The sequence below is a fragment of the Kitasatospora phosalacinea genome, assembly GCF_000717185.1.
Taxonomy (GTDB): Bacteria; Actinomycetota; Actinomycetes; order Streptomycetales; family Streptomycetaceae; genus Kitasatospora; species Kitasatospora phosalacinea_A.
In genome coordinates this window covers 118648-142500 of record NZ_JNYE01000014.1, presented here as the reverse complement: position 1 = coordinate 142500, position 23853 = coordinate 118648, and the positions used below count along the sequence as shown (strand labels likewise).

The following is a 23853-nucleotide window of genomic DNA, read 5'->3' as shown; positions in this document are numbered from 1 at the left end:
GCGGTACGGGGCGGGGCGGTACGGGGCGGGGTCGGCGGTCAGCCGGTGCGGCGGCGCAGCCAGGCGAACCAGTGGCGCCGGGCCCGCATGCCGGGGGGCTCGGGCGGGCCCTCGGGTTCGGCGGTGGGCGCGTAGCCGGGGCCGTTCCTGGTGACGGCGGCCATGCCCGCCACCCGCCCGGCCCGCATGATCCGGACGCGTTCGCCGCCGCAGCCGGGGCAGACCAGCTCGCGCAGCGGGGAGGGGACCCGGACGCCGTTGGCCGTGTACTCGACCGCGGTGCGGCCGTCCCTGGTCGTGTGGTGCTCGATGTCGTACGCCTGCTCCCAGCCGTAGCCGCAGTTGAGGCAGGCGAAGGAGTAGGCCTCGTGGACCGTCTGCACGGGGGCGGAACGGCTGGTCGTGCCGAGGCCGCTGGGTGCTCCGCCGTTCCGGGGGCCGTCGATCGTGTCGCTCATGCGCCACCTCGCTTCGCTCGGAGCCCGTCGCCCGGTCCTCGCGGCCGGGTGCGGGTTGTTCCATCCCAGGGAATGCCCGGGAGGGTCCGTCCGATGCCCGGCTTGCCAAGTCTTGGTCCCGAATTGGCCCTCCGCTGGGGTGCTCATTCCAACGTACGCGCGATTCCGGCCATTGCCATACAAACCGATCGGCGTACGGCGAGCGGGCAGCGGGCCGACGGCGCTCAGGGCGCGTGCTTGGCCGCCACCACCGCGTCGAACACGATCGACTTGCGCAGCCCCAGCTCGGCGGCGACCGCGGCGATCGCCTCCTTGCGGCGCTCCCCGGCCTCCTCCCGGACGGCCACCCGGCGGGCCAGCTCGGCCGGGCCGACCTCCTCGGGGGCGGCGGGCGGGGCCCCGGCCACCACCACGGTGATCTCGCCCCGGACGCCGTCCGCGGCCCAGGCCGCCAGCTCGCCCAGCGGGCCGCGCTTGACCTCCTCGTACGTCTTGGTGAGCTCCCGGCAGACCGCGGCGGGGCGGTCGGCGCCGAACGCGGCGGCCATCGCCTCCAGCGTCTCGGCGATCCGGTGCGGGGCCTCGAAGAAGACCATGGTGCGCGGCTCGGCGGCGACCTGGGCGAGCTGCCGGGAGCGGTCGCCCGCCTTGCGCGGCAGGAAGCCCTCGAAGGCGAACCGGTCCACCGGCAGCGCGGACAGCGCCAGCGCGGTCAGCACCGCGGACGGGCCGGGCACCGCGGTGACCTTGATCCCGGCGGCGACGGCGGCGTCCACCAGCCGGTAGCCGGGGTCGGAGACCGAGGGCATCCCGGCGTCGGTGACCAGCAGCACCCGGGAGCCGTCCTGCAGCGCAGCCACCAGCTCGGGGGTGCGGGCCACCTCGTTGCCCTCGAAGTACGACACCACCCGGCCGGTCGGCACCACGCCGAGCGCCTGGGTCAGCCGGCGCAGCCGCCGGGTGTCCTCGGCCGCGATGACGTCGGCCCCGGCGAGTTCGGCGCGCAGTCGGGGCGGCGCGTCCTCGACGTCGCCGATGGGGGTACCTGCCAGTACGAGAACACCAGTCACGGGGACCATCCTCCCCTACCCGGGGGCGGCCCGTGGCTGCTGAGGGGGCCGCGGCGCGGGCGCGGAGCGGGCGCGGGGGGCGGACGAGGGTCGGGGACCCCTTGTGACTTCAGCCATTGCCCCTACGATGTGGCCCGTGAACGGCGACATGGAGAGTGGTATGGACCACCCCGAGCGGGGCGGCGTGACCGTGCTGGAACCGGCCGACCCGGCCGCCGTTCCGGCCCCTCGCGCGGAGCCCGAACCGGCCTCCCGATGGGCCCGCGCGCTGTCCGGCGTCGGCTACCGGGAGCGGCAACGCACGTCCCTGGCAGAGCAGTTGGTGCCGCCGATGCCGGACGGCCCGGGCGTCACGCCGGAGGTCGTCGAGCCCTCCCCGCTGCTCGCCCGGCTCGGCGTCCGGCTGCCCGCGCCGCTGTGGTCCTGGCTGTGCCGGTGGGCCGGCTGGCTCGGGCCGCTCGGCGTGGCGGTGTTCGCCGGGGTGCTGCGCTTCGTCGACCTCGGCAGCCCGCACGCGCTGATCTTCGACGAGACCTACTACGCCAAGGACGCGTACGCGCTCTGGCACCTCGGCTACGAGAGCAGCTGGTCCGACGACGCCAACGGCCTGATCACCGCGCCCAACCCGGCGGTGCCGCTGCGCACCGACGCGGCGTTCGTGGTGCACCCGCCGGTCGGCAAGTGGATCATCGGCCTGGGCGAGCACCTCTTCGGCATGAGCCCGTTCGGCTGGCGCTTCATGGTGGCCGTGCTCGGCACCCTCTCGGTGCTGATGCTGGCCCGGATCGGCCGCCGGATGTTCCGTTCCACCCTGCTGGGCTGCGTGGCCGGACTGCTGCTGTCCGTGGACGGGCTGCACTTCGTGCTCAGCCGCACCTCGATCCTCGACCTGGTGGTGATGTTCTGGTTCCTGGCCGCGTTCGGCCTGCTGCTGGTCGACCGGGACAGGAGCCGCGCCAGGATCGCCGGGCGGATCGAGCAGGGCCTCGGCGGCGACTGGTGGCACCTGGGCTGGCGCCCGTACCGGCTGGCCGCCGCGGTCTGCCTGGGCCTGATGACCGGCACCAAGTGGAGCGGCGCCCCGGCGATCCTGGCGCTGGTGCTGCTCGCCGGGTTCTGGGACTCCTCGGCCCGCCGCCTGGCCGGCCACCGGGCGGGCCTGCGCAACGCGTGGGACTTCTGCTGGTCCGCGCTCTCGGTCGGCGCGGTCGCCGCCGTCACCTACCTGGCCACCTGGACCGGCTGGATCCTCTCCTCCCCCGAGCCCGGCAAGGGCGGCTACCTGCGCAACTGGGCCGCCCTCAACCCGAGCGACACCTGGGGCTGGGTGCCGGACTGGGCCCGCAGCCTGTGGCACTACCACCACGAGATCTGGCACTTCAACGTCACCCTGACCAGCCCGCACACCTACCAGTCCAACCCGTGGAGCTGGCTGCTGCTGGGCCGCCCGGTCTCGTTCTTCTACGAGTCGCCGAAGAACGGCCAGGCCGGCTGCACCACCACCGAGTGCGCCCGCGAGGTGCTCGCCCTCGGCACCCCGCTCCTGTGGTGGGCGGGCATCGCCGGGCTGCTCTACTGCGTCTACCGCTGGCTGATGCGCCGCGACTGGCGGGCCGGGGCGATCCTGTGCGCGCTGGCGGCGGGCTACCTGCCCTGGTTCCACTACCAGGCCCGGACGATCTTCCTGTTCTACGCGGTGTGCTTCGTCCCGTTCCTGGTGCTCGCGGTGACCATGATGATCGGCGCGATGCTCGGCCGGGCCGACTCCTCGCCCGACCGCAAGCTCGCCGGGGCCACCGGCGCCGGACTGCTGGTCGTCGCGATCATGTGGAACTTCCTGTACTTCTACCCGATCTACACCGGCCAGACGATCCCGATGGACGACTGGCGGGCCCGGATGTGGCTCGACACCTGGATCTAGCACCGCCCGGCCGCGCCACGCCCGCGCACGTGTACCGGAACTGTCACAAACCGGCCCCGCGTCGTGAGTGCACGAAAAGCATCTGCCTATGGTGTCGTGGCCGCTGAACCCGGACGGCCACGACTCACCATGGGGGACTCGACGTGAACAAGGGCGCGAAGACCGGCATCGCCGTCATCGCCGCAGCGGTGCTCCTCGGCGGGGGCTACGGGGCGTACGCCCTGGTCTCCGGCGGGGACTCCGGCGGAGACGGGGCGAAGAAGCCCCGCACCGTGGTCGCCGAGCCCCCCAGCGCCGAGCTCGCCGCGTCCGGCGCCAAGGCCTTCCTGGACGCCTGGGCCACGGGCGACCTGTCCGCGGCCGCCAAGCTCACCGACGACCCGGACAAGGCGCAGGCCGCGCTGCAGGCCTTCCAGGACGGCGTGAAGCCCAGCGCCGTCCACCTCACCGTCGGCGGCCCCACCACCGCGCCCAGCGCCGCCGCGTCCAAGCCCGCGAGCGCCCCGGCGTCCGCCTCGGCCCCGGCCGCCGCGGGCACCGCGCCCACCGGCGTGCTGGAAAGTTTCAAGGCCTCCGTGGAGTTCGCCGAGAGCGGCACCCCCTGGAACTACGACGGCGTCCTCGGCGTGGTCAAGATGAGCGACGGCACCGCCGCCGTCCACTGGGTGCCCAACGTCATCCACCCCAAGCTCGACGCGGGCGAGGCCATCGCGGTCAAGCCGCTCTACGCCGCCCCCGCCGCCGTCACCGACCGCAAGGGCAAGGCCCTCGGCGGCTACCCCTCGCTCACCGGCCTGCTCAACCAGCTCAAGTCCGCCGCCCCGCAGGGCGGCGACCCCGCCGACGCGGGCAGCGGGGTGGTCATCTCCGCCGCGGGCGCCACCGGCGGGGCTGCCAGTCCCAGCCCGAGCAGCAGCGCGCCGGGCAGCGGCGGCGGCAAGGCCGCCGACGTGAAGCTGTTCACCGTCAAGGAGCCCAAGCCCGTCCCCAACCTGAAGCTCACCATCGACGCCGACCTGCAGCAGGCCGCCGAACAGGAGGTCGCCGCGCAGGGCGGCAAGCCCGCCTCGCTGGTCGCCATCGAGCCCAGCAGCGGCAACATCCTCGCCTACGCGTTCTCGCCCTCCACCGGCCAGAACCGCGCCTTCTCCGGCGCGACCGCGCCGGGCTCCACCATGAAGGTGCTCACCGCCGCGGCGCTGATGGAGGCGGGCCTCACGCCCGGCAGCCCGATGCCCTGCCCCGAGACCACCATGGTCACCGGCAAGTCCATCTCCAACGACGAGCCCGGCGCGCACCCCGACTACACGCTCACCGAGGCGTTCACCCACTCCTGCAACACCTCCTTCATCGAGAAGGGCAAGGACGTCCTCAAGCCGGACAGCCTGCCCTCGATCGCCAAGGACGTCTTCGGGCTCGGCCTGGTCTGGAAGACCGGCCTGTCCAACTTCGACACCGACATCCCGGTCGAGGGCAACATGGCCGGTGCCGCGAGCGAGTTCATCGGCCAGGGCAAGGTGCGCGCCAACCCGCTCGGCATGGCCTCGGTCGCCGCGACCGTCCAGTCCGGGGTCTTCCGGCAGCCGATCCTGATCCCCGGCATGGAGCAGAAGAAGGCCGCCCGCACCCTCTCCCCCCAGGTCCTCGGCAACCTCCAGTCGCTGATGGTCCAGACCGTCCGCTCCGGCACCGCCTCCGAGGTCAAGCCCGCCCTCCCGGCCGGATCCGGCGCGAAGACCGGCACCGCCGAGGTCGACACCAGCCCCGACGCGAACTCCTGGTTCACCGCCTACTCCGGCAACCTCGCCGTCGCCGCCGAGGTCCAGGGCGGCGGCCACGGCTCCGCGGCGGCGGGCCCGGCGGTCTCCAAGGTGCTGCGGGTCGGCAACAAGGGCTGAGCCGGAGGACCCCCGCCAGGGGCCCTCCGGCAGGGCCTCTCAGGAGCCCGCGGCGGCGAACCTGCGCAGCAGGTTCTCGGTGACCCTGCGGGTCAGGTCGCCCGCGCGGCCGTCGATGCCGTGGACGGCGGTGCCGCCCGCGGGGCCGGTCGCGTCGAGGGACTCGACCCACCGCATGGTGCCGGTGGCGAAGACCGTCGCGCCGCTGTCGGCGGTGTAGAGGGCGGTGTCGGCGTACGAGTGGCGGCCCTCGCAGACGACCGGGGAGTGGGCTATCGTCTCGATGCCCTCCGGGGTGGGGAAGGACGGGTCGACGCGGTCGTACTCGACGCCGACCAGGTGGGGGAAGCTGTCGCCGTTGCGGGCGCCGGTGCCGGCCAGCAGCCAGTGGTCGGCGGCGGTGACGACGTACGGGGCGTCGACGGGGTAGCCGTCGTAGACGACGCCGAGCAGCGAGGATTCGGGGTCGGCACCGGGCGGGGAGCGGAAGTCGGTGGTGGCGGGGTGGCCCGCCCGGTAGCCGGGGTCGTCCTTCCAGGCGCCCTTCCAGCAGACCACGGTGCGGTCGGGCCCGGTCGGTGAGGGTGCGTAGCGGACGCGCCGGTAGCAGCAGTTGGCGCCGAGGAAGGCGAGGTGGGTGCCGGCGTCCCGGGCCGCGGTGACGTGGGCGCGCTGTTCGGGCGACCAGTACTCGTCGTGGCCGAGCGAGAGCACGGCCGTGGCGCCGTGCAGCAGGGCGGGGTCGGCGGCGAGGTCGATGCCGGTGGTGTAGGAGAGCGGGAGGCCGAGCTTCTCGGCGAGGGCGATCAGCGGGGCCTCGTAGACCAGGAAGAGCCCGGCGCCGTGGTCGTAGCGGTAGGGGCGGTCGAAGGTGACCTCCAGCGAGCGGGTGGGGAGGCCGCCGGTGGGGCCGTTGTAGAGGTTGTAGCCGCCCCACTCGTTGTAGGCCTGCCAGGTGGTGACGGCGTTGACGACGACGGTGGTCCCGGCGGTGCTGCGGGAGCGGACGGTCAGCGGGACGTAGCGCTGCCCGGCGCCGCCGTCGGCGTCCAGGCGGAGCAGGTAGCAGCCCTCGGGCCAGCCGGTGGTGTCGACGGTGGTGGTGCGCGGCCAGGCGGTGCTGACGGTGCGGGTGGTCCGGTCGACGGTGAACGGGGCCTGCCGGGTGCCGGGTTGCGGGCCGGAGCGCCAGACGCGGCGGGCGCGGGCGCCGCCGTACCAGCCCGTCCGGTAGGCGGTGACGGTGTAGCCGGGCGCGGTGGTGGAGACGTGCAGTCCGACCCGTTCGCCGGGCAGGACGCTGACCCGGTCCGCCCAGCCCTCGATCGCCCCGTCGGGCCCGGGGTCGGTGATCCGCCAGTCGGCGTCGCCGGGGCGGGAGTTCTCTGCGGTGGTGGCGGACGGGCTGGGACCGGGGCCGGGGCTGCGGTCGGGTCCGGGTCCGGGTCCGGTGGCGGTGTCCGCTCCGGTGGGGCGGCCGCCGGGGCCGCAGGCGGTGAGTCCGGCCGCGGCGCCCGCGGCCAGTCCGAGGAATCTGCGGCGTCCGGTGGCGCCCAATGTCACTCCCGTGTTCGAACGTTCTCCGCCGCCACCCTAGGCGCCGCCCCCCTGGGCGCCGTCGCCCCGGGCCCCGTCGCCCCGGGCGAGGCGGGAGTGCTTGGCGCTGTAGGTGAAGTACAGGACGGCGGCGAGGGCGAGGACGACCGCGAAGGCGAGGAAGGTGTCGGCGTGCAGCTTGGTGATCAGGTAGATGCAGAACGCGGCGCTGAGCACCGGCGTCACCGGGTAGAACGGCACCTTGAAGCCGCGCGGCAGGTCGGGGCTGGTGCGGCGCAGCACGACGATGCCGATCGACACGGCCGTGAACGCGATGAGCGTGCCCATCGAGGTGAGGTCGGCGAGCAGCTTGAGCGGGAAGACCGCGGCGAGGACCGCGACGACGGTGCCGACCACGAGGGTGTTCCAGACGGGGGTGCCGGTGCGGGCGGAGACCCGGGTGAAGGGGCGCGGCAGGAGCCCGTCGCGGCCCATCGCGTAGAGGATCCGGGTCTGGCCGTAGATCACCACGAGGGTGATGGAGAAGATCGAGACGATCGCCCCGGCGGCGAACACCAGGGCGGGCCAGGTCTGTCCGGTGACGTCCTCCAGGATCTGGGCGAGGCCCGCCTCCTGGCCGTCGAACTCCTGCCAGGGCTGGGCGCCGACCGCGGTGACGGCGACGGCGATGTAGAGGACGGTGACGACGACCAGCGAGATCAGGATGGCGAGCGGCAGGGTGCGCCGCGGTTCGCGGACCTCCTCGCCCGCGGTGGAGACGGCGTCGAGGCCGATGAAGGAGAAGAAGATGGTGGAGGCGGCGGTCTGCACGCCGTCCCAGCCGTTGGGCGCGAACGGGGTGAAGTTGCCCGCGGTGAAGCCGGTCAGGCCGACGGCGACGAACAGCACCAGGATGCCCAGCTTGATCGCCACCATGACGGCGTTGACCTTCGCGGACTCGCCGACGCCGCGGATCAGCAGGACGGTGACCAGGACGACCAGCACCACCGCGGGCAGGTTGAAGACGCCGCCCTCCCCGGGCGGGGCGGTCAGCGCGGCCGGGAGGTGCAGGCCGAAGGCCAGGTCGGTGAACTGGTCGAGGTACTGGCCCCAGGTCACGGCGATCGCGGAGGCGGAGACGCCGTACTCCATGAGCAGGCAGACCCCGACGCCGAAGGCGACGAGTTCGCCCATGGTGGCGTAGGCGTACGAGTAGGAGGAGCCGGACACCGGGATGGCGGAGGCGAGTTCGGCGTAGCAGAGCGCGGTGAGCCCGGCGGTGACGGCGGCGATCACGAAGGAGAGGACCACCGCCGGTCCGGCCTCGGGCACGGAGGTGGTGAGGACGAAGAAGATGCCGGTGCCGACGGTGGCGCCGATGCCGATCGCGGAGAGCTGCCAGAGTCCGATGGAGCGGCGCAGGTGTCCCGTCCCGGTGCCTCCTGCTTCGGCGATCAGGGTGTCCACGGGCTTGCGCCGCAGCAGGGTGGTGCTCATCGGTGTCCTTCTGGTGGGGAATCAGACCGGGACAGTAGCAAATGCCGGGTTTCCCCCGATTGGGGAGGCCCTACCGGTTGAGCACGGCCTGCATGACGGACCGGGCGACGGGCGCGGCCAGTCCGCCGCCGGTGACGTCGGTAGCCTGGCTGTCGGCGACCACGACGGCGACGGCGACGGGCGGGACGGCGGTGGACCCGGCGGGGCGGGCCCAGGCGATGAACCAGGCGTAGGGGGTGCCGGAGTTGTCGACGCCGTGCTGGGCGGTGCCGGTCTTGCCGCCGACCTCGGCGCCGGGGATGCGGGCGTTGCGGCCGGTGCCGTTCTCGACCACGTCGACCATCAACTGCCGCAGCTGCCGGGCGACTCCGGCCCCGAACGCCTGGTGGTGGAGCGCGGGGTGCATCAGCTGCACCTGGGTGCCGTCGGCCTTGGTGAGCTTGTCGACCAGCTGCGGGGACATCACCTGGCCGTCGTTGGCGGCCCCGGCGGCGACCATCGCCATCACCAGCGGGGTGGCGGCGGTGTCGTACTGCCCGATGGAGGAGAGCGCCAGCTGGGACTGGTTCATGTCGGTGTCGAAGTTGGAGCGGGCGGCCCGCACCGGGACGTCCAGCCTGGCGTCGTTGAAGCCGAAGTCCTGCGCCATCGCGGTCATCCGGTCGAGCCCGGTCTGCACCCCGAGGTAGCCCATGACGCTGTTGCAGGACAGCGTCATCGCCTCGTCCAGCGACAGCCCGGCCCGGTTGCAGGCGCTGGTGTCGTTGTCGAGCGGGGTGGTGGTGCCGGGCATGACGTACGGGTACGGGGCGTCGGTGGGGGCGTCGACGTCGGTGACGACGCCGCTGGCGAGCGCGGCGGCGGCGGTGACCACCTTGAAGGTGGAGCCGGGCGGGTAGATCTGCCGCAGGGCCCGGTTGAGCATCGGCTGCTCGGGGTCGTCCTGGAGCTTCTTCCAGGCGTTCTGGTCGGCGGCGGAGGTGCCCGCGAAGCTGCCGGGGTCGTAGCTGGGGGTGGAGACGAGGGCGAGGATCCGGCCGGTGGCGGGTTCGATCGCGGCGACGGCGCCCTTCTGGCTGCCCAGGCCCTGCACCGCGGCGCGCTGGGCGGCCGGGTCGATGGTGGTGACCACGTCGCCGCCGGGCTGCTGCTGCCGGGTGACCGCGTCCCAGACCGCCCAGCCCGCCAGCTTCGGGTCGGTGCCGGAGAGCACGTCGTCGTAGACGCCCTCCAGCTGGGTGTTGCCGTAGGTCTGGGACGAGTAGCCGGTGACGGCGGCGTACAGCGGGCCGTCGGTGTAGGTGCGCTGGTAGGCGTAGCGGCCGCCGGTCTCCGCGGAGCCGGTGACGGGCTGCCCGGCGACCAGCAGGTTGCCGCGGGGCTGGGAGTAGCGCTGGATGGTGGCGCGCTGGTTGGCGGCGTTGTGGTCCAGCTCGTCCTTCTGGAACACCTGGACGCGGGTGGCCTGGAGGGCGAGGGCGACGATCAGCAGCATGCAGAACGTCCCGGCCCGGCGTCCGGTGGTGGAGATGCCGGGGAGCCCGTCCGGCCCGCCGTTGGTGCCCTCGGGCCGGGTCGTCCTCACGCGTCCTCCTCGGGTGCGGGGCGCCGGGCGAGGTCGCTCATCCGCACCAGCAGCGCCACGATGATCCAGTTGGTGACCACGGACGAGCCGCCCTGGGCGATGAACGGCAGCGTCATGCCGGTCAGCGGGATCAGGTCGAGGACGCCGCCCGCGACCACGAACACCTGGATCGCGACCAGGGCGGCCAGGCCGATGGCGAGCAGCCGCCCGAACGGGTCGCGCAGCGCGATGCCGGCCTTGAAGCCCCGGGCCACCAGCAGGGCGTACAGCAGGAGGACCGCGAACAGGCCGGTCAGGCCGAGCTCCTCGCCGACGGTGGCCAGGATGAAGTCGGACTTGGTGGCGAAGCCGATCAGCGCGGAGTGGCCCAGGCCCAGGCCGGTGCCGAGCTGGCCGCCCCAGGCGAACGCGAACAGCGACTGGGCGATCTGGTTGGCGCCCTGCCCGGCCTCGATCGAGGCCAGCGGGTGCAGCCACTCGGTGACCCGGCCGTGCACGTGCGGGGAGAGCCAGCCGACGCCGACGGCGGCCAGCGCGGACAGCAGCAGGCCGATCACGATCCAGCCGGTGCGGGCGGTGGCCACGTACAGCATCACCACGAACAGGCCGAAGAACAGCAGCGAGGTGCCGAGGTCGGTCTCCAGCACCAGGACGCCGACGAACGCCGCCCAGATCAGCAGCACCGGCCCCAGCACCCGGCCCAGCGGCAGCTGGAACCACAGCACCTTGCGGCCGGTCAGCGCCAGCGCGTCCCGGTGCGCGGCCAGGTAGGCGGCGAAGAAGATCGCCAGCAGGACCTTGGCGAACTCGCCGGGCTGGAAGGACAGCGGGCCCAGCGTGATCCAGATCCGCGAGCCGTACACCGGCGGGAAGAACACCGGCAGCACCAGCAGGACGAGCGCGACGAACGCCCCGACGTACGCGTAGCGCTGCAGGCGGCGGTGGTCGCGCAGCAGGAGCAGCACCGCGATGAACAGGCCCACCCCGAGGGTGGACCAGAGCAGTTGGGTGGGCGCGGCGGCGCTGCCGGGGTTGCGGTCCAGCCGGTAGATGACGACCAGGCCGATGCCGTTGAGCAGCACCGCGATCGGCAGCAGCAGCGGGTCGGCCCACCTGGCGCGCCAGCGGACCGCGGCGTGCGCCAGCAGGGCGAGCACGCCGAGCGCGGCGCCGTACTGGGCGGCGTCCGGCGGGGCCTTGCCGTCGATGTTGACGCCGACCTCGACGTAGCCGAGGACCGCGACGCCCACCGCGGCCAGCACCAGCACCAGTTCGGTCCAGCGCCCGGTCCCGGCCCGCCGGGCGCGGGGCACCCGGGCCGCCCGGGTCGCGGAGTCAGTCGCCACCGCCAGCCGTCCTCGCCAGCTCGAAGGGGCACGGACGGCGGGGTACCGGGCGACGCGCGCCCGGTACCCCGCCGGAAGGTCGGTGCTGCGGTGTCAGAGCGTGGACGCCGGGTACGCCGCCTTGGCGATCTCCCGGAGGTGCTCCTCCTCCTCGTGGCTCAGCGAGGTCTGCATCAGCTCGCCGCCGAACTGGGCGACGGCCGGGATCACCTTGTCCTGCGTCGCCGAGCGGACGAGGGCGAAGACCGCGGCCTTGCCGGGCTCCAGCTTCTCGCCGACCTGGCGCATGAAGTTGTCGTCCACGCCGGTGTCGGTGGACGCGCCGACCGCCGCGCCGGTCGCGCCGCCGACCGCCGCGCCCAGGAACGGCATGAAGAACAGCAGGCCGATCACGCCGCCCCACAGGGCGCCGGAGGCCGCGCCCAGGCCGGTGTTGGACACGGCCTGGTGCAGCTTGATCTTCCCGTCCTCGCGGCGCTCGACCACCACGACGTCCTCCAGGTCGACCAGCTTCTGCTTCTGCAGGCCGACCAGCTCGTCACGGACCTTCTGCGCGGTGGCGACATCCGGGTAGGCGATCGCGAACAGGTTGCTCACGGCGGGCTTCCTTCCAGCAGCACGGGGCACGTCTCCCAGCACCCTAGCCAGAATTAGCCGTATTTAATCCGATCCCGACCGGTGTGTCCGTTTCCCACCGGCCCGCCCGGCCGCCCGCCCGGACGCCCTGACGCCCGGTCTCCGCGCTCAGCCGCCGCGCCGGACCGCCACCGCCACCGCCGCCCAGCAGCACCCCGCCGCGAGGGCCGCCGCGGCCGGGAGCGTCCACCACGGCACGCCCGGCGCGTGCTGCCGCGCGCCCAGCACCAGCGCCCGCACCACCTCGTTCGCCGGGGAGCCCGGCACCAGCAGCACCGCCACCACCGCGCCCAGCCCCAGCGGCACCGCGTACGCCCCCACCACCACCGGGCGGTTGCACACCGCGCCGACCGCCGCGCCCGACAGCACGCACACCACCGTCGCCAGCACGCCCCCGGCGACGCCCGCGGCCGTCCCCCCGCTGCCCAGCACCAGCACCGCGGCCAGCCCGAGCGCGCCCAGCACCAGGCCCGCCAGGGCCGCCGCGAGCAGCGCCGACAGGTGCACCCGGGCCCAGCCCGCCGCCGCGACCAGGCAGGCCCGCGACTGGGGCGGCTCGGCGCCCACCGCGCCGCGCACCAGCCAGCCCGTCACCGGCACCAGCAGCCCGGCCGAGAAGGCGGCCGCCGAGGCGACGTCGTCGCCGCCCGACAGGCCGAGGCCCAGCACCACCAGGTACGCCAGGCCCGGGGCCAGCCAGCGCTGCGAGCGCACCAGCAGTTCCAGGTGGTAGCGGGTCAGCACGCGCAGCGTCACGGCCTGGTTCCTTCCGGGTGCTCCGGCCCGGCCACGCTGTGGACGTGCACCGGCGGCGTCGAGTCGAGGAGCCTGCGCAGCAGGGTGTCGGAGTGGGCGGCGGCCACGTCGAGGCGGACGGTGCCGTCGGCGAGCGGCTTGCGCTCCGGGTTCCCGGGGAGGTGCTCGGGCAGGCGCTCGGCGCGGACCACCACCACCGTGCGGGGGCCGTCCTCGTCGGCCCGGACGGGCGGGACCTCGTGCAGGGTGCCGTTCCTGACGAGGTGTCCGGCGGTGGTGAGGCCGGCCAGTCGGCCCGGGTCGTGGTCGACGAACACCACCAGCCCGCCGGCGGCGGCCCGTTCGGTGACGGCCGCGTCGAGCTCGCCGCGGGCGGCCTGGTCGAGTCCGGTCCACGCCTCGTCCAGCAGCAGCAGGTCCGCCTCGGCCAGCAGGGCCTGGGCGACCGCGACCTTCTGGCAGGTGCCCTTGGAGAGTTGGCCGATCGGGGTGCCCGCGTAGCCGGTGATGCCGAAGCGCTCCAGCCAGTGGTCGGCTCGCCGCCGACCCTCCGCGGCGCCCAGGCCGCGGACCCGGCCGAGGTGGCACAGGTAGTCGCGGGCCTCGAACGGCAGCGCGGGCGGGAAGCGTTCGGGCACGTAGGCCCGGCTGCCGGTGACGGACACCGTGCCCCGCTCGGCGCGCTCGATGCCCGCCAGGACCTTCAACAGGGTCGACTTCCCGCTGCCGTTGGCGCCCTCGACCCGGACCACCCCGCCCGGGTGCAGCGCCAGGCCGACGTCCCGCAGGATCCACGGGCCGCCGCGCCCGTAGCGCTTGCCGACCCCGGCCAGACGCACCGTCATGCGCTCTCCTCGCCCGTACCGTCCGTGCGTTCAGGTTAGGTGCCGCCCACCACCCGCGTTGGGTGATTCGAACTGACGGTCCCTAGGATGCGGCGGTGATCACCACCACCACACCACGACGGACGGCCCGCGCGGCCGCCCTGCTCGGGGCCCTGACGATAGTCGTGGGCACCGTGCTGGGCACCCTGCCCGCGCACGCCGACGAGCCCGGGGCCCCGCCCGCCGCGACCGAGGCGCCCAAGGTCGACCTGGTCCTGGACGGATCGGGGTCGATGCGCACCAAGGACCTCCAGGGCAAGAGCCGGATGGAGGTCGCCCAGCAGTCGATCAGCGAGGTCATCGACGCGCTGCCGGAGGAGACCGAGTTCGGCATCCGCACCCTGGGCGCGACGTACCCGGGCAGCGACCAGAAGGAGGGCTGCAAGGACACCCAGCAGCTCTACCCCGTCGGGAAGACGAACAAGGTGGAGGCCAAGACGGCCGTCGCCACCGTCCGTCCGACCGGCTGGACCCCGATCGGGATCGCGCTGCGCGCCGCCGCCCAGGACCTGGGCACCGGCCCGACCACCCGCCGGATCGTGTTGATCACCGACGGCGAGGACACCTGCGCCCCGCCGGACCCGTGCGACGTGGCCCGCGAACTGGCCAGCCAGGGCATCCACCTGGTCGTCGACACCCTGGGCCTGGCCCACGACGACAAGACCCGGCAGCAGCTGATCTGCATCGCCAACGCGACCGGCGGCACCTTCACCGACGTGCGCAGCCAGGACCAGCTGACCGAGCGCGTCAAGCAGTTGGTCGAGCGCGCCCAGGACACCCACGCCGTCGCCCCGGCCAAGGTCACCGGCACCGACCGGTGCGCGGACGCCCCGGTGCTCTCCCCCGGCGTCTACACCGACCGGGAGAAGTTCTCCGAGCACCGGGTCTACCGGGTGCCGGTGAAGGCGGGCGAGGAGCTGCGCGCCTCGGTCAGCGTCACCCCGGACCGGGCCGTCGCCCGGGACTACGGGGTGCTGCTGCAGGCCACCGACACCAGCGGCCAGGAACTGGTGCGCGGCAGCGACGCCGGGTCCGGCCGGACCGACGTGGCCTCGACCGGCGTGCGCTGGTCCGCGGCCGAGGACGACGACGGGGACGGGGACGGGGACTCCTCGGCATCGGCCTCCCCCGCGAAGGGCTCCGGCTCCGGCTCCGGCGCGAAGTCGGCCGCCCGGACGGTCTGCCTGGTGGTCAGCAACTCCTTCGCCGCGCAGGCGGGCGTGCAGGCCGACCCCGGTCTGCCGCTGGAGCTGACCGTGGACGTCGCCGCCGCCTCCCCCGCCCCCGACGGCCCCGCGATGGGCCTGGGCCGCGGCTGGATCCTGCTCGGCGTCCTGACCCTGGCCGGCCTGCTCGCCGGCCTGCTCTTCGGCTGGCTGGCACGCTGGCGGATCGCCGTCTGGCGGGAGAACTGACCATGCGCAAGCTCCGCACCGCCGCCGCCACCGCGGCCGCCGCGTTCACCGGCCTGCTCCTGCTGGCCCCGGCGCCGGCCTCGGCCGCGTCCCCGTCCGCCTCGCCGTCCCCGTCGGCGTCCGGCACCGGCAAGCCGGTGGTCCACTCGGTGGGCACCAGCTTCCTGACCGCGACCACGCTGGCCTCCGGCCAGGACGCGGACGTCCCGGTCTCCACCGGCGACTACCTGTACTGGGCGTTCCCGGCCGCCGAGGGTCAGACCGCGACCGTGCAGGTCCGGGTCACCCTGCCGGACGCCGCGGACCGGCACGGCCCGCAGACCTGGACGGTCGAGCTGTTCGACGGCCTGCGCCGCCGGCAGTCCTGCACCGCGGGCCCGCAGAACGGCACCGCCGAACAGGACGCGGCCACCCTGGAACTGAGCTGCACGCTGCGGCAGATCCGCTCCTGGGCCGAGCCCTGGTCCGGCGACCCGCTGCCCGGCACGTACTACGTCCGGCTGTCCACCCCGGACATCCCGCAGACCGACCTCGGCCTGGCCTCCACCGTCCACGTGCACGTCGCCGCCAAGGGCGGCGCGGACGACGCCCAGCCCGAGGGCGGCTCGCTGAAGGCCCCGCTGGTGCCGCCGGTCAACGCCGGGGCGACGGCCGCCGCCGAGGCGGCCGCCCCGTCGCCGAGCGCGAGCGCGACGTACGCGGCCGCGCCCGCCGAGGAGGAGAGCCACTGGTACTCGGACCTCTTCTCCGGCTGGAACACCCGCTGGTGGTGGACGATCGCGGGCGGCGTCCTCGCCGCCCTCGCCGGTGTCCTCGGCTACACCCTCACCCGGCACCCCCGCGGCCACCACCCGCACCGCCCGGCCCCGGCGTCCGCCCCCGTCCCGCACCAGGGGCCCCCGGCGCAGCCGCGGCAGGACAGCTGGCAGTAGGCGCGGGCTGAGGCTGCGCGGGGAACCGCGCGATCGAGCACGCGCACGCACGCACCGCGAGGTCGCGAGGGGACGTCGACCGACCGTCCTCCTCGCGGCCTCGCCGCCGTTCACCCGCCGCCGCGGGCGCGCTCAACGGCCGATGGTCTCCAGGATCCGCATCGCCGCCGTCCCCAGCTCCGCCGGGACGGCCGTGCGCGGGGCGAAGTGCCGCCGCAGCACGTCGTCGGTGTAGCGGGCGCACTGCTGGTGCCAGTTGAGGACGGCGGCCATCCAGTCCTGCAGCTCGCGGACGTACCCGTCGAGGGCCTGCTCCGCCTCGCCCGTGATGGCGAAGTCCTGCTTGAGGAGCGGGAGTTCGCTCTCGACCACGTGGGCGAACTGGTTGAGCCGGGAGGCCGTCAGGTCGGCCACGATGGCGACGGCGACGGGGTGGTCGCAGGAGAAGAAGTTCTCCACCACCCGGACCAGGTTGTGGAACTCGCCCTCGTACTCGGTCTCCTTGCGGTACGAGTGCAGGTCGTTGACCATGCAGCCGTAGTCCGCCGCGGAGTTCTCGATCGCCCGCAGGGTGCCGCTGGCGTACACCTCCTCGGGGATCACCTCGCCGCGGCCGAGCCGGGACAGGCTCATCGTCAGGTCGGAGCCGAAGGTGGCGCGGCGCATCTCGATGTAGTCGACCGGGTCGGGGATGCGGTTCTGGGCGCCGTTGGCGAGCTCCCAGAGCCAGCTGTCGAGCATGTCGCCGACGGCCTTGCGGAACTTGGCCCGGGCGCCCTGGTCGAACGGGGCGACGGTGCGCCGCCAGAGGTCGGCGAGGCCGGTCTCCAGGGCGTTGCGCGGGGCGAACGGGAGGCTGCCGTCGAGCGTCATCAGGGCGTGCAGGCGCTCGTTGGCGGCCTTCGCGCCGAGCAGGTCGCGGGGGCGGCCGAAGACGGCGGGGTAGTAGTCGTCGGCGTAGGTGCCCCAGGTCAGCCAGGCGGAGGAGAGGTCGAGCTCGGCGGGGGTGGCGTCGGGGTCGATGCCCGCGGCGCAGAGCGCGAAGTCGTAGTCGCGGAGCTTGGCCTCGTCCCAGATGTCGGAGCCGGGGACGCCGGGCTCGGGGTCGAGCAGGCCGAACCCGCGGGCCCAGGCGACCACCGACTCGCGGGCGCCGTCCAGGTGCGGGTTGAGCGTGAGGGGGTAGGGCATCGGGAAGTCGGGCAGCGGGACGGGGGCGGCCCTGCGGTGCGGGACGTGGGTGAAGCTGCGCAGGCCGCGGATGCCCGCGGCGAGGCGGATGTTGGCGGCGGAGGTGCCCAGGCCCCTGGGGCCGAGCGCGGGGGCGGCCGCGCCGCCGCCGTTCATGTAGCGGCTGGAGCGCATGTGCCACTCGTGGCCGCCGGACTGCCAGTCCTGCATGCCCTTGACGTAGGCGAGGACGCGGGCGACCTCCCCCGCGTCCAGCGCGTGCTCGACGACCAGCGGGGCGAGTTCGGTGAGCGCGGTGTTCTCGAACTGCTGGAGCCGGGAGGTGAGCAGGTCGTTGACGGCGTCGGCGGCCTGCTGGGTGGAGCAGCCGAGGAAGGTCTCCAGCACCAGGACGCCGTTGGACAGCTCGCCCTCCTCGCCGATCTCGCGCTCGTACGAGAACAGGTCGTTGCGCAGGTGCACGCCGTCCGAGAAGGCGTCCCGCAGGACGCGCAGCGGCCGGGAGTGCGCCACCGACTCGGGCACCTCGGCGTTCGCCGCGTACTCGATCAGCCCGGCGGACCAGGGGGCGCCGCCGACCTTGCGGCGCATCTCGACGTACTCGACCGGGTTGGCGACCCGGCCCTCGTTGATGTTGGACAGCTCCCAGAGCGACTCGTTCAGCAGGTTCCTGGTCGACTCGGCGAACCGGGCCCGCCAGTGGGCCGACATGTGCGGGACGGTGCGCTGCCACAGGTCGGCCAGGCCGGCCTCGACCGGGTTGGTGGCCTCCGGGTAGCCGTCCGCGAGGTCCATCGGCATGAACGCGGGCAGGCGGTCCAGGTACGCCTTGCCGCCCTCGCGGTCGAGGGTGCGCTTGAAGATCTCCAGGAAGTGGTCGTCGAAGAAGAAGACCCAGGTGTACCAGTCGGTGACGAGGTTCAGCGCCTCGCTGTCGCAGTCGGGGTGGGTGTAGGAGCAGAGCAGCGCGTAGTCGTGCGAGTCGAGGTCGTGCTCCTCCCAGATGCCGGAGCCCTCCAGCATGCCGAAGCTCCGCGCCCAGCCCCTGGTGTGGACCCGCGCCTCCTCGTAGTGCGGGTTGATCCGGGCCGGGTACGGCACGTAGAAGTCCGGCAGTTCGAACGGCTGAGCCACGAGGTCCCGCCCCTATAGGTGTTCGTCGTCAGAGATCGGCGCGATGCCTAACGAGCCCGCGGGCCCGCGGTCACCGATACCCCGCTGGGCCGCCCGGATTCCGCAATCCACTCGTACGGGTGAAACCGCTGCGCGCTTCCGTGACGGCGGGCGGTGTCGGACCCCTGCGGCAGACTGGGCCGTCCGTCCGCCCCCGCGCACCACCCGACCCGATGGAGCCGCCCGATGGGCCTGTTCACCGAGGAGACCTGGCGCCTGCTGCACGGCGGCGAGCTGGTCGGTGAGATCCGGATCGACGAGGCGGACTTCCCGTGGCTGTCCGGCGGGTTCGTCCCGGGCCCGGCCTGGCCGGGGCTCGCACCGGGGTTCGCCGAGTGCCGCCGGCTGGCGGCGGCCGAGGAGTGGGCGGCCTGGGAGCGGGCGTACGGCCCGCTGGAGGCGGCCTGCGAACTGCACTCCCCCGACGGCCCGGTGGCCGAGTTCCTGCTGCACGTGGAGCCGCCGCGGGCCTGGTTCCGGTTCAGCGAGGAGCCGTTCGAGGAGGACTGACTCACTGCCGCCCCGCCCCCGCCCGGCCGGGGGCGGGGGCGGCGACGACTACTGCTGGTACGGCTGCTGCTGGAAGAGGCGGATCTCCGGCTTCTGCGCGTCCTCCCAGACGATCTGCCAGCCGCGGCGGGCCGCCAGCGCGGCGAGCCCCTCGGCGCCGATGCCGCGGTAGTAGCGCCTGCGGATGGTGGTGCGGGGTACGAGGCCGTCCCCCTCGATCCGGTACCGGGTCCTGCCGCTGTTGTAGTGCTCCACGCTGCTCGCCACGCCGCGCGCCGCCGCGTCGGTGCCCCGCGCCAGGGCCCGGTCGGCCCACGCCTCCCACTCCGCCCGGGTGCCGCTGCGTTCGAGGCGGTACCGGCTGGGGGTGAGGACGAACTTGCGGTACTCCTTCTCCTCGGCCACGCAGTCGCCGGAGGGGTTGTCGAACAGGTACCAGACCACCCGGAAGGGCAGCCAGAACCACTGCAGGCAGAACTGCAGCCACAGTCCGACGGCCCCGCGCCCGGGCAGCGGGCCGGTGTCGACGCCGGGCGGGGCGGGCGGGTGCGGGGCCGGCGGGTGCGGGGCGCTCACCCGAACATCTCGGTGATGCGGCTGGCCGACCCCTGGCTGAGCACCGGCGCGGTGCGCTGCTCGCCCGGGCGGACGAGCACGACGCTCTCCACGACGGTGGCCAGGGCCGCCATGTAGTCCGGGAACTCCTTCAGGATGGGCGTGCTGACCGTCATGGTGAGCAGGGTGTCGACCTGCGGGACCGGTATGTACGCGATGGCCTCGGCGAGTTCGAGCTTGGCCTTGTTCCCCTCGCCGTCGTCGAACTCGTTGATGGTGCCGTAGGCGGAGACGACCACGGGCCCGACCGGGGCGTCCACGGTGAAGACCTCGTTGGCGGGGTCCCCGGAGAGCAGTTCCTCGATCGCGGCGGCCGCGGCCTCGGCGTCCTGGGTGTCGGCCTGCGCGCTCTGGATGACCAGGCTGCCGGTGCTGAGCCGGCCGTCGTCGAGGACGCCGAGCAGGAAGCCGGAGTAGAGGGCGCCCGCCTCGGCGGCGTCCCGCGCGATCTCCCGGTACCAGGAGGCCACGGTCTCGCGCTGGAAGTCGGTGCCGCCGCTCCAGATCTCCTGGGCGACCTCGGCGAGGTGCGCCTCCCGTTCCTCCTCGGACAGTTCGAGGCCGAGCGAGTGGAAGAAGACGGGGACGTCCCAGTAGACGACCGGACCGTCGGGCGGTTCCGCCGCCGCGGGACCGGTCGGCTCCTGGTCGACCGGCTCCTGGTCGGCCGACTGCTGCGCGGCGGGCGCCCGCGTGGCGGGCGCCTGGTCGGCCGGTGCCTGGTCGGCCGCCGCGGGGCCGTTCGGCGGGTGTTCCGTCGTCATGATCCCGTCACCTGGTGGTAGAGGTTGGGCGCGTGCACGCCCAGGCCGAAGGCCTTGACCGCGGCCTGGGGCACGGTCGACCACATGGACTGGACCGACAGCTTCCCGGCCAGCTCCCCGGCCTCGTGGATGAGGGCGAAGTTCCGCAGCGGCGTCTTGGTGACCGCGTAGCCGAGCGCCTTGTGCATGATGCCGCCCTCCGCGGCGACCTTGACGACGTTCTCCCCGACCGCCGCGGCGACCTTCCCGCTGTTGGCGGCGAGGCCCGCCCCCTTGACGATGACCGGGGCGACCGCCTCGGTGACCACCCTGCCGCCCTTGACCACCGCTTCGGCGCCCGTGACCGCCGTCTTGGCCGCCTTGCCCGCCTTGAAGAGGCCGGTCCCGAACGGGACGGCGCCGATGGCGTCCCCCGCGAGGGTCATCATGCTGATGTCGGCGCCGCCGAGCTTGGCCATGCCGTGGGCCCCGAGCGCGACCGTGGAGGCGCCGGCCGAGGCCACGCCGAGGGCCGCCGACAGCGGCGGGCACCAGACGGTGGCCAGGGAGGCGATGCCGAGCACGGCGGAGATGCCGCTGGCGATGTCGCCGATCTTCTTGAGCGTATCGGCGTGGTCCGTCGCCCACTTCTTGATGGACTTGCCGACGTCCTTGAACTTGTTGCCGAGCTTCTCCCAGGCGCTGATGTCGGGCGCGTTCTGGTTGGCCCGGCGCAGCGCCTTCGCCGTGCGGTCGGCGTCGTCCTGGTGGTGGAAGTAGAGCTCCCTGGCCTGCTTGACGATGGCTTCCAGCTCGTCCTTGATGGACTGCAGGTCGCGGTTGGCCGCCTCCAGGGCGTCGCCCGCGGCCTGGTACTCGGCGCTGGCGGAGTCGATCTGGTTCTGCGCCTGGGAGAAGGTGGCCTGGTCGTCGAAGTGCATGCCGATCAGCTTGAAGGCGGGGCTGTCGGACGCCTTGTCGTAGCGGTCGGAGGCCTGTTCGCGGGTCTTCTTCGCGGACTCCATGCGGTCCTTGGCGTACTGGGCCTCCTCCTCGTAGCGCCGGGCGGTGTCCTGGTACGAGGAGAGCTGGCTGCGCCAGTTGTTGAGCGCGGAGGAGGCCTGGCGCATCGCGTCGACGCTGTCCTCCAGGTAGCCGGGCAGTTCGCCGATCTTGCCGGAGAACGCCTGGGCCGCGTCGCCCTCCCAGACGCTGCCGCCCTGGCCGACCTCGACCAGGGTGCGGTGGGCGCTGTCCATCGCGGTGGCGGCCTTGTTGAGCTTGCCGACCAGGCCGTCGACGTTGCCGGGGTTGCCGGGGGCCGGGTTGAAGCCCAGCGCGGGGAAGTCCTGGTCGAACCCGACGACGTAGGAGAAGAAGTCACCGCTCATGCCGCGGCCCCGCTGAACATGTCGCGGAGGGCCTGCTCGGTCTCCGAGTAGTTCTTGCAGGTCTGGTCGAGCTTCTCCTCCAGCGCTTCGACGCCCTGGGAGATCCGGGTGATGGCGTCCTGCCAGCTGTCGTTGAAGTCGTCGCAGGCGTGGTCGAGCTCCTTGCTGCCGGTCGTCTTCGGGCCGGTCTCCTTCATGGCGTGGAGCGCCTCGCGCATGTCCTGCTGACTGTCCTTCATGCGCTGCATCAGCTTGGAGAGATCGTCGACTTCGACGCGGAAGTAGGCCCCCATGGCGTGCTCGTCCCCCTAGGTCATCACTTTGATCGTTACTGGTCGCCGTTTTGCAGACCATCAGACTAGGAGTGACCCCTGACCCGTGTGCACACGGGTGCACACCATCACACTTCCTTCACTTCCGACGCACGGGTGCACCACCTCCCACACCCCAACTCCCCCTCCTGCCAGGCCTGATGGCGCCACGGAGCGGATCCGGGCCGCCCGACACGCCCCGGGATCCGCACGGCCGCCGCACGGATCTGCCGTAGCGTCGTGCGTTGCCCGTCCCCCCGGAGGACCCCGTGCTCACCGAACCCCCGACCGCCCGGCCGCGCACCGGACGCACCGGACGCACCGGCGGTGCGCGCGAGCCGTTCTTCGACCACGCGAAGCTGCTGGCGATGGTGCTGGTGGTGTGCGGGCACTTCTGGGAGCCGCTGGCGCGGGCACCGGGCCACCGGGTGCTGCACGCCGGGTACCTGCTGGTGTACGCCTTCCACATGCCGGTGTTCGTGTTCGTCTCCGGCTGGTTCTCCCGCTCCTTCACCGCCCGCCCGGACCAGCTCGACCGGCTGCTGAGCGGCGTCCTGGCGCCCTACCTGCTGTGGACCACCCTGCTGGGGGCGTACACGGCGTGGCTGGACGGCGGGAGGTTCGCGCTCGACCCGCTCACCCCGGTCTGGGTGACCTGGTTCCTGCTGTCGCTGTTCCTGTGGCGGCTGAGCGCCCCGCTCTGGCACCGGCTGCGCGCACCGCTGGCCACCGCCGTCGCGGTCTCGCTGCTCGCCGGGGCGCTGCCGCTGACGCCGCAGCTGGCGATCGGGCGGACGCTGCAACTGCTGCCGTTCTTCGTCGCCGGGCTGGTCCTGGACCGCCGCCGGGTGCTCGCGCTGCGCGGCCACCGGTGGCTGCGGGCCGCCGCGGCACCGGTGTTCGGGGCGGCCGCCCTGGCCGCGTACTGGCTGGTGCCGCGGCTGGACGCGGCCTGGTTCTACCGCAGCGCGAGCGCGGCCGGGCTGCACGCGGGCTACCCGCGCTGGCTGCTGGTGTCGCTGGGGATCAACCTGGCGGGGGCGCTGCTGGGCGCGGTGTTCCTGGCCCTGGTGCCGGTGCGGGCGCGCTCCGAGCGGTGGGCGGCGCTCGGCGCGGCCGGCACGGCGGCGCTCCTGGTGCACCCGTTCCTGCAAGAGGCGCTGGTGCACGGCGGCTGGTACGAAGGCGGGTTCCTGCCGTCCGCGGCCGGGCAGTTGACGCTGACGGCCGCCGCCGCGGGGCTGACGCTGCTGCTGTGCTCCCGCCCGGTCGCCGGGCCGCTGCGACCGCTGCTCGCGCCCCGGCTGCGGCTGCTGCTGCGGGAGCAGCCGCAGCCACCGGCCGCTCCGCCCGTCCGGCCGACTATGATCCCGGAACTGCCGTCCGGACCGGGACGGCGCACCGGGGGGTGAGGATGTCCGCTGCACGGGCCTGGCACCGCAGGCCGCTGACCTGGGCGCTGGTCGTGCTGCTCGCCCTCGGCGGCGGCCTGGTCGGCGCCCGCGAGGCGTGGGGCAACTGCTGGCCGATGCATCCGCACGACGCCCGCGCGTACCGGCAGTACGACTGCGCCAACCTCGGCGGCCCGCGCAACCTGGCCACCCTGCTGCGCTACTACGACGTGACACTGCCCGCGGACGCGACCGGGGTCCGGTACTACAGCGACGACAACTCGGCGTCCGGCCCGGACGTCCTCTTCCTCCGCTTCACCGTCCCGCCCGCCACCGCCACCGCCCACCTCGCCGCCCTGCACGCCACCGAGACCCCCACCGACCCGGACACCGCCCTGCGCGACACCGCGGAACTCCGCCGCCGCGACCACGTCGACTGGTCCTTCCCCCCAGAGTCCCCCCACCACGTCCTCACCTTCGGCCCCACCCCGACCGGCACCGCCGTCACCACCCCGACCGGCGACACCACCACCGTCCACCTGACCGTCCTGCACCCCTGAGCACTCAGCCCCGGGCGGGGGCGGGGCTCCGGGG

At 73.7% G+C, this 23853-nt stretch carries 21 protein-coding genes; 7 read left to right on the top strand and 14 right to left on the bottom strand.

Annotated elements, in window-relative coordinates:
* Nucleotides 1-38: 38 nt before the first annotated feature.
* Both OO57_RS08540 and rsmI read right to left on the bottom strand, forming a co-directional pair.
* The gene (locus tag OO57_RS08540; protein ID WP_051776922.1) at nt 39-458 is read right to left on the bottom strand and encodes a hypothetical protein; all 420 of its coding nucleotides are present in this window, start codon (nt 456-458) and stop codon (nt 39-41) included.
* Nucleotides 459-682: 224 nt separating this feature from the next.
* Nucleotides 683-1528, bottom strand: a complete 846-nt coding sequence (gene rsmI / locus OO57_RS08535) for a 16S rRNA (cytidine(1402)-2'-O)-methyltransferase (protein WP_033251691.1) — start codon at nt 1526-1528, stop codon at nt 683-685.
* A gap of 160 nt (nt 1529-1688) precedes the next feature.
* Here rsmI and OO57_RS08530 point away from each other — a divergent pair, with 160 nt between their 5' ends.
* Nucleotides 1689-3449 (top strand): dolichyl-phosphate-mannose--protein mannosyltransferase, encoded by a 1761-nt coding sequence (locus OO57_RS08530; protein WP_033251690.1) that lies wholly within the window; start codon nt 1689-1691, stop codon nt 3447-3449.
* 143 nt (nt 3450-3592) lie between these two features.
* A complete protein-coding gene (locus OO57_RS08525; protein WP_033251689.1) occupies nt 3593-5347 on the top strand; it encodes a penicillin-binding transpeptidase domain-containing protein in 1755 nt (584 codons plus the stop codon).
* Between the two features lie 39 nt (nt 5348-5386).
* On the opposite strand, the gene OO57_RS08520 is transcribed toward OO57_RS08525, so the two are convergent.
* The 7 genes from OO57_RS08520 to OO57_RS08490 all read right to left on the bottom strand — a co-directional run bounded on the left by OO57_RS08520 (nt 5387) and on the right by OO57_RS08490 (nt 13548).
* The gene (locus OO57_RS08520) at nt 5387-6904 is read right to left on the bottom strand and encodes a N,N-dimethylformamidase beta subunit family domain-containing protein (RefSeq protein ID WP_033251688.1); all 1518 of its coding nucleotides are present in this window, start codon (nt 6902-6904) and stop codon (nt 5387-5389) included.
* Between the two features lie 36 nt (nt 6905-6940).
* Nucleotides 6941-8380 (bottom strand): APC family permease, encoded by a 1440-nt coding sequence (locus OO57_RS08515; RefSeq protein ID WP_051776921.1) that lies wholly within the window; start codon nt 8378-8380, stop codon nt 6941-6943.
* A gap of 70 nt (nt 8381-8450) precedes the next feature.
* Nucleotides 8451-9875 (bottom strand): penicillin-binding transpeptidase domain-containing protein, encoded by a 1425-nt coding sequence (locus OO57_RS08510; protein ID WP_051776935.1) that lies wholly within the window; start codon nt 9873-9875, stop codon nt 8451-8453.
* Between the two features lie 86 nt (nt 9876-9961).
* The gene (locus OO57_RS08505; protein ID WP_033251687.1) at nt 9962-11311 is read right to left on the bottom strand and encodes an FtsW/RodA/SpoVE family cell cycle protein; all 1350 of its coding nucleotides are present in this window, start codon (nt 11309-11311) and stop codon (nt 9962-9964) included.
* Nucleotides 11312-11404: 93 nt separating this feature from the next.
* A complete protein-coding gene (locus OO57_RS08500) occupies nt 11405-11908 on the bottom strand; it encodes a DUF1269 domain-containing protein (RefSeq protein WP_033251686.1) in 504 nt (167 codons plus the stop codon).
* 147 nt (nt 11909-12055) lie between these two features.
* The gene (locus OO57_RS08495; RefSeq protein WP_081973543.1) at nt 12056-12703 is read right to left on the bottom strand and encodes a hypothetical protein; all 648 of its coding nucleotides are present in this window, start codon (nt 12701-12703) and stop codon (nt 12056-12058) included.
* A complete protein-coding gene (locus OO57_RS08490) occupies nt 12700-13548 on the bottom strand; it encodes an ABC transporter ATP-binding protein (protein ID WP_033251685.1) in 849 nt (282 codons plus the stop codon). The genes OO57_RS08495 and OO57_RS08490 overlap by 4 nt, the downstream gene beginning before the upstream one ends.
* A gap of 95 nt (nt 13549-13643) precedes the next feature.
* Here OO57_RS08490 and OO57_RS08485 point away from each other — a divergent pair, with 95 nt between their 5' ends.
* Both OO57_RS08485 and OO57_RS08480 read left to right on the top strand, forming a co-directional pair.
* On the top strand, nt 13644-15002 hold the full coding sequence (locus OO57_RS08485; protein ID WP_199811227.1) for a VWA domain-containing protein: 1359 nt from the start codon (nt 13644-13646) through the stop codon (nt 15000-15002).
* Nucleotides 15003-15004: 2 nt separating this feature from the next.
* Nucleotides 15005-15934, top strand: coding sequence for a hypothetical protein (locus OO57_RS08480; RefSeq protein ID WP_033251684.1), 930 nt, complete (start codon nt 15005-15007; stop codon nt 15932-15934).
* A 132-nt stretch (nt 15935-16066) separates the two neighbouring features.
* Here the strand turns inward: OO57_RS08480 and OO57_RS08475 are convergent, their stop codons facing one another.
* Nucleotides 16067-18259, bottom strand: a complete 2193-nt coding sequence (locus OO57_RS08475; protein ID WP_033251683.1) for a terpene synthase family protein — start codon at nt 18257-18259, stop codon at nt 16067-16069.
* A 225-nt stretch (nt 18260-18484) separates the two neighbouring features.
* On the opposite strand from OO57_RS08475, the gene OO57_RS08470 reads away from it, so the two are divergent.
* On the top strand, nt 18485-18808 hold the full coding sequence (locus tag OO57_RS08470; RefSeq protein ID WP_033251682.1) for a hypothetical protein: 324 nt from the start codon (nt 18485-18487) through the stop codon (nt 18806-18808).
* A 48-nt stretch (nt 18809-18856) separates the two neighbouring features.
* Here OO57_RS08470 and OO57_RS08465 read toward each other — a convergent pair whose 3' ends face one another.
* The 4 genes from OO57_RS08465 to OO57_RS08450 are packed head-to-tail and all read right to left on the bottom strand — an operon-like array spanning nt 18857 to nt 21850.
* Nucleotides 18857-19384 carry a hypothetical protein gene (locus OO57_RS08465; protein ID WP_033251681.1) on the bottom strand — a complete coding sequence of 176 codons (528 nt, stop codon included), beginning with the start codon at nt 19382-19384 and terminating at the stop codon, nt 18857-18859.
* Nucleotides 19381-20187: a hypothetical protein gene (locus OO57_RS08460; RefSeq protein ID WP_033251680.1), complete on the bottom strand. Its 807-nt coding sequence runs from the start codon at nt 20185-20187 to the stop codon at nt 19381-19383. Before OO57_RS08460 ends, OO57_RS08465 begins: the two co-directional genes overlap by 4 nt.
* Nucleotides 20184-21557 carry a putative T7SS-secreted protein gene (locus OO57_RS08455; protein ID WP_051776920.1) on the bottom strand — a complete coding sequence of 458 codons (1374 nt, stop codon included), beginning with the start codon at nt 21555-21557 and terminating at the stop codon, nt 20184-20186. Before OO57_RS08455 ends, OO57_RS08460 begins: the two co-directional genes overlap by 4 nt.
* Nucleotides 21554-21850, bottom strand: a complete 297-nt coding sequence (locus OO57_RS08450; protein WP_033251679.1) for a type VII secretion target — start codon at nt 21848-21850, stop codon at nt 21554-21556. The genes OO57_RS08455 and OO57_RS08450 overlap by 4 nt, the downstream gene beginning before the upstream one ends.
* Nucleotides 21851-22113: 263 nt before the next feature.
* Here OO57_RS08450 and OO57_RS08445 point away from each other — a divergent pair, with 263 nt between their 5' ends.
* Complete coding sequence (locus tag OO57_RS08445) at nt 22114-23280, top strand: acyltransferase family protein (protein WP_158715060.1); 1167 nt, start codon at nt 22114-22116, stop codon at nt 23278-23280.
* A gap of 2 nt (nt 23281-23282) precedes the next feature.
* Nucleotides 23283-23819, top strand: coding sequence for a hypothetical protein (locus tag OO57_RS08440; protein ID WP_033251678.1), 537 nt, complete (start codon nt 23283-23285; stop codon nt 23817-23819).
* The last annotated feature ends 34 nt before the right edge of the window (nt 23820-23853 follow it).

Bases quoted from the DNA above. Each gene is read 5' to 3' on its own strand.
- OO57_RS08530 (WP_033251690.1), top strand. From the start codon at position 1,689: ATGGACCACCCCGAGCGGGGCGGCGTGACCGTGCTGGAACCGGCCGAC.
- OO57_RS08470 (WP_033251682.1), top strand. From the start codon at position 18,485: ATGGGCCTGTTCACCGAGGAGACCTGGCGCCTGCTGCACGGCGGCGAG.
- OO57_RS08450 (WP_033251679.1), bottom strand. From the start codon at position 21,850: ATGGGGGCCTACTTCCGCGTCGAAGTCGACGATCTCTCCAAGCTGATG.
- OO57_RS08440 (WP_033251678.1), top strand. From the start codon at position 23,283: ATGTCCGCTGCACGGGCCTGGCACCGCAGGCCGCTGACCTGGGCGCTG.
- OO57_RS08490 (WP_033251685.1), bottom strand. From the start codon at position 13,548: ATGACGGTGCGTCTGGCCGGGGTCGGCAAGCGCTACGGGCGCGGCGGC.
- OO57_RS08460 (WP_033251680.1), bottom strand. From the start codon at position 20,187: ATGACGACGGAACACCCGCCGAACGGCCCCGCGGCGGCCGACCAGGCA.
- OO57_RS08455 (WP_051776920.1), bottom strand. From the start codon at position 21,557: ATGAGCGGTGACTTCTTCTCCTACGTCGTCGGGTTCGACCAGGACTTC.
- OO57_RS08515 (WP_051776921.1), bottom strand. From the start codon at position 8,380: ATGAGCACCACCCTGCTGCGGCGCAAGCCCGTGGACACCCTGATCGCC.
- OO57_RS08540 (WP_051776922.1), bottom strand. From the start codon at position 458: ATGAGCGACACGATCGACGGCCCCCGGAACGGCGGAGCACCCAGCGGC.
- OO57_RS08510 (WP_051776935.1), bottom strand. From the start codon at position 9,875: ATGCTGCTGATCGTCGCCCTCGCCCTCCAGGCCACCCGCGTCCAGGTG.
- OO57_RS08480 (WP_033251684.1), top strand. From the start codon at position 15,005: ATGCGCAAGCTCCGCACCGCCGCCGCCACCGCGGCCGCCGCGTTCACC.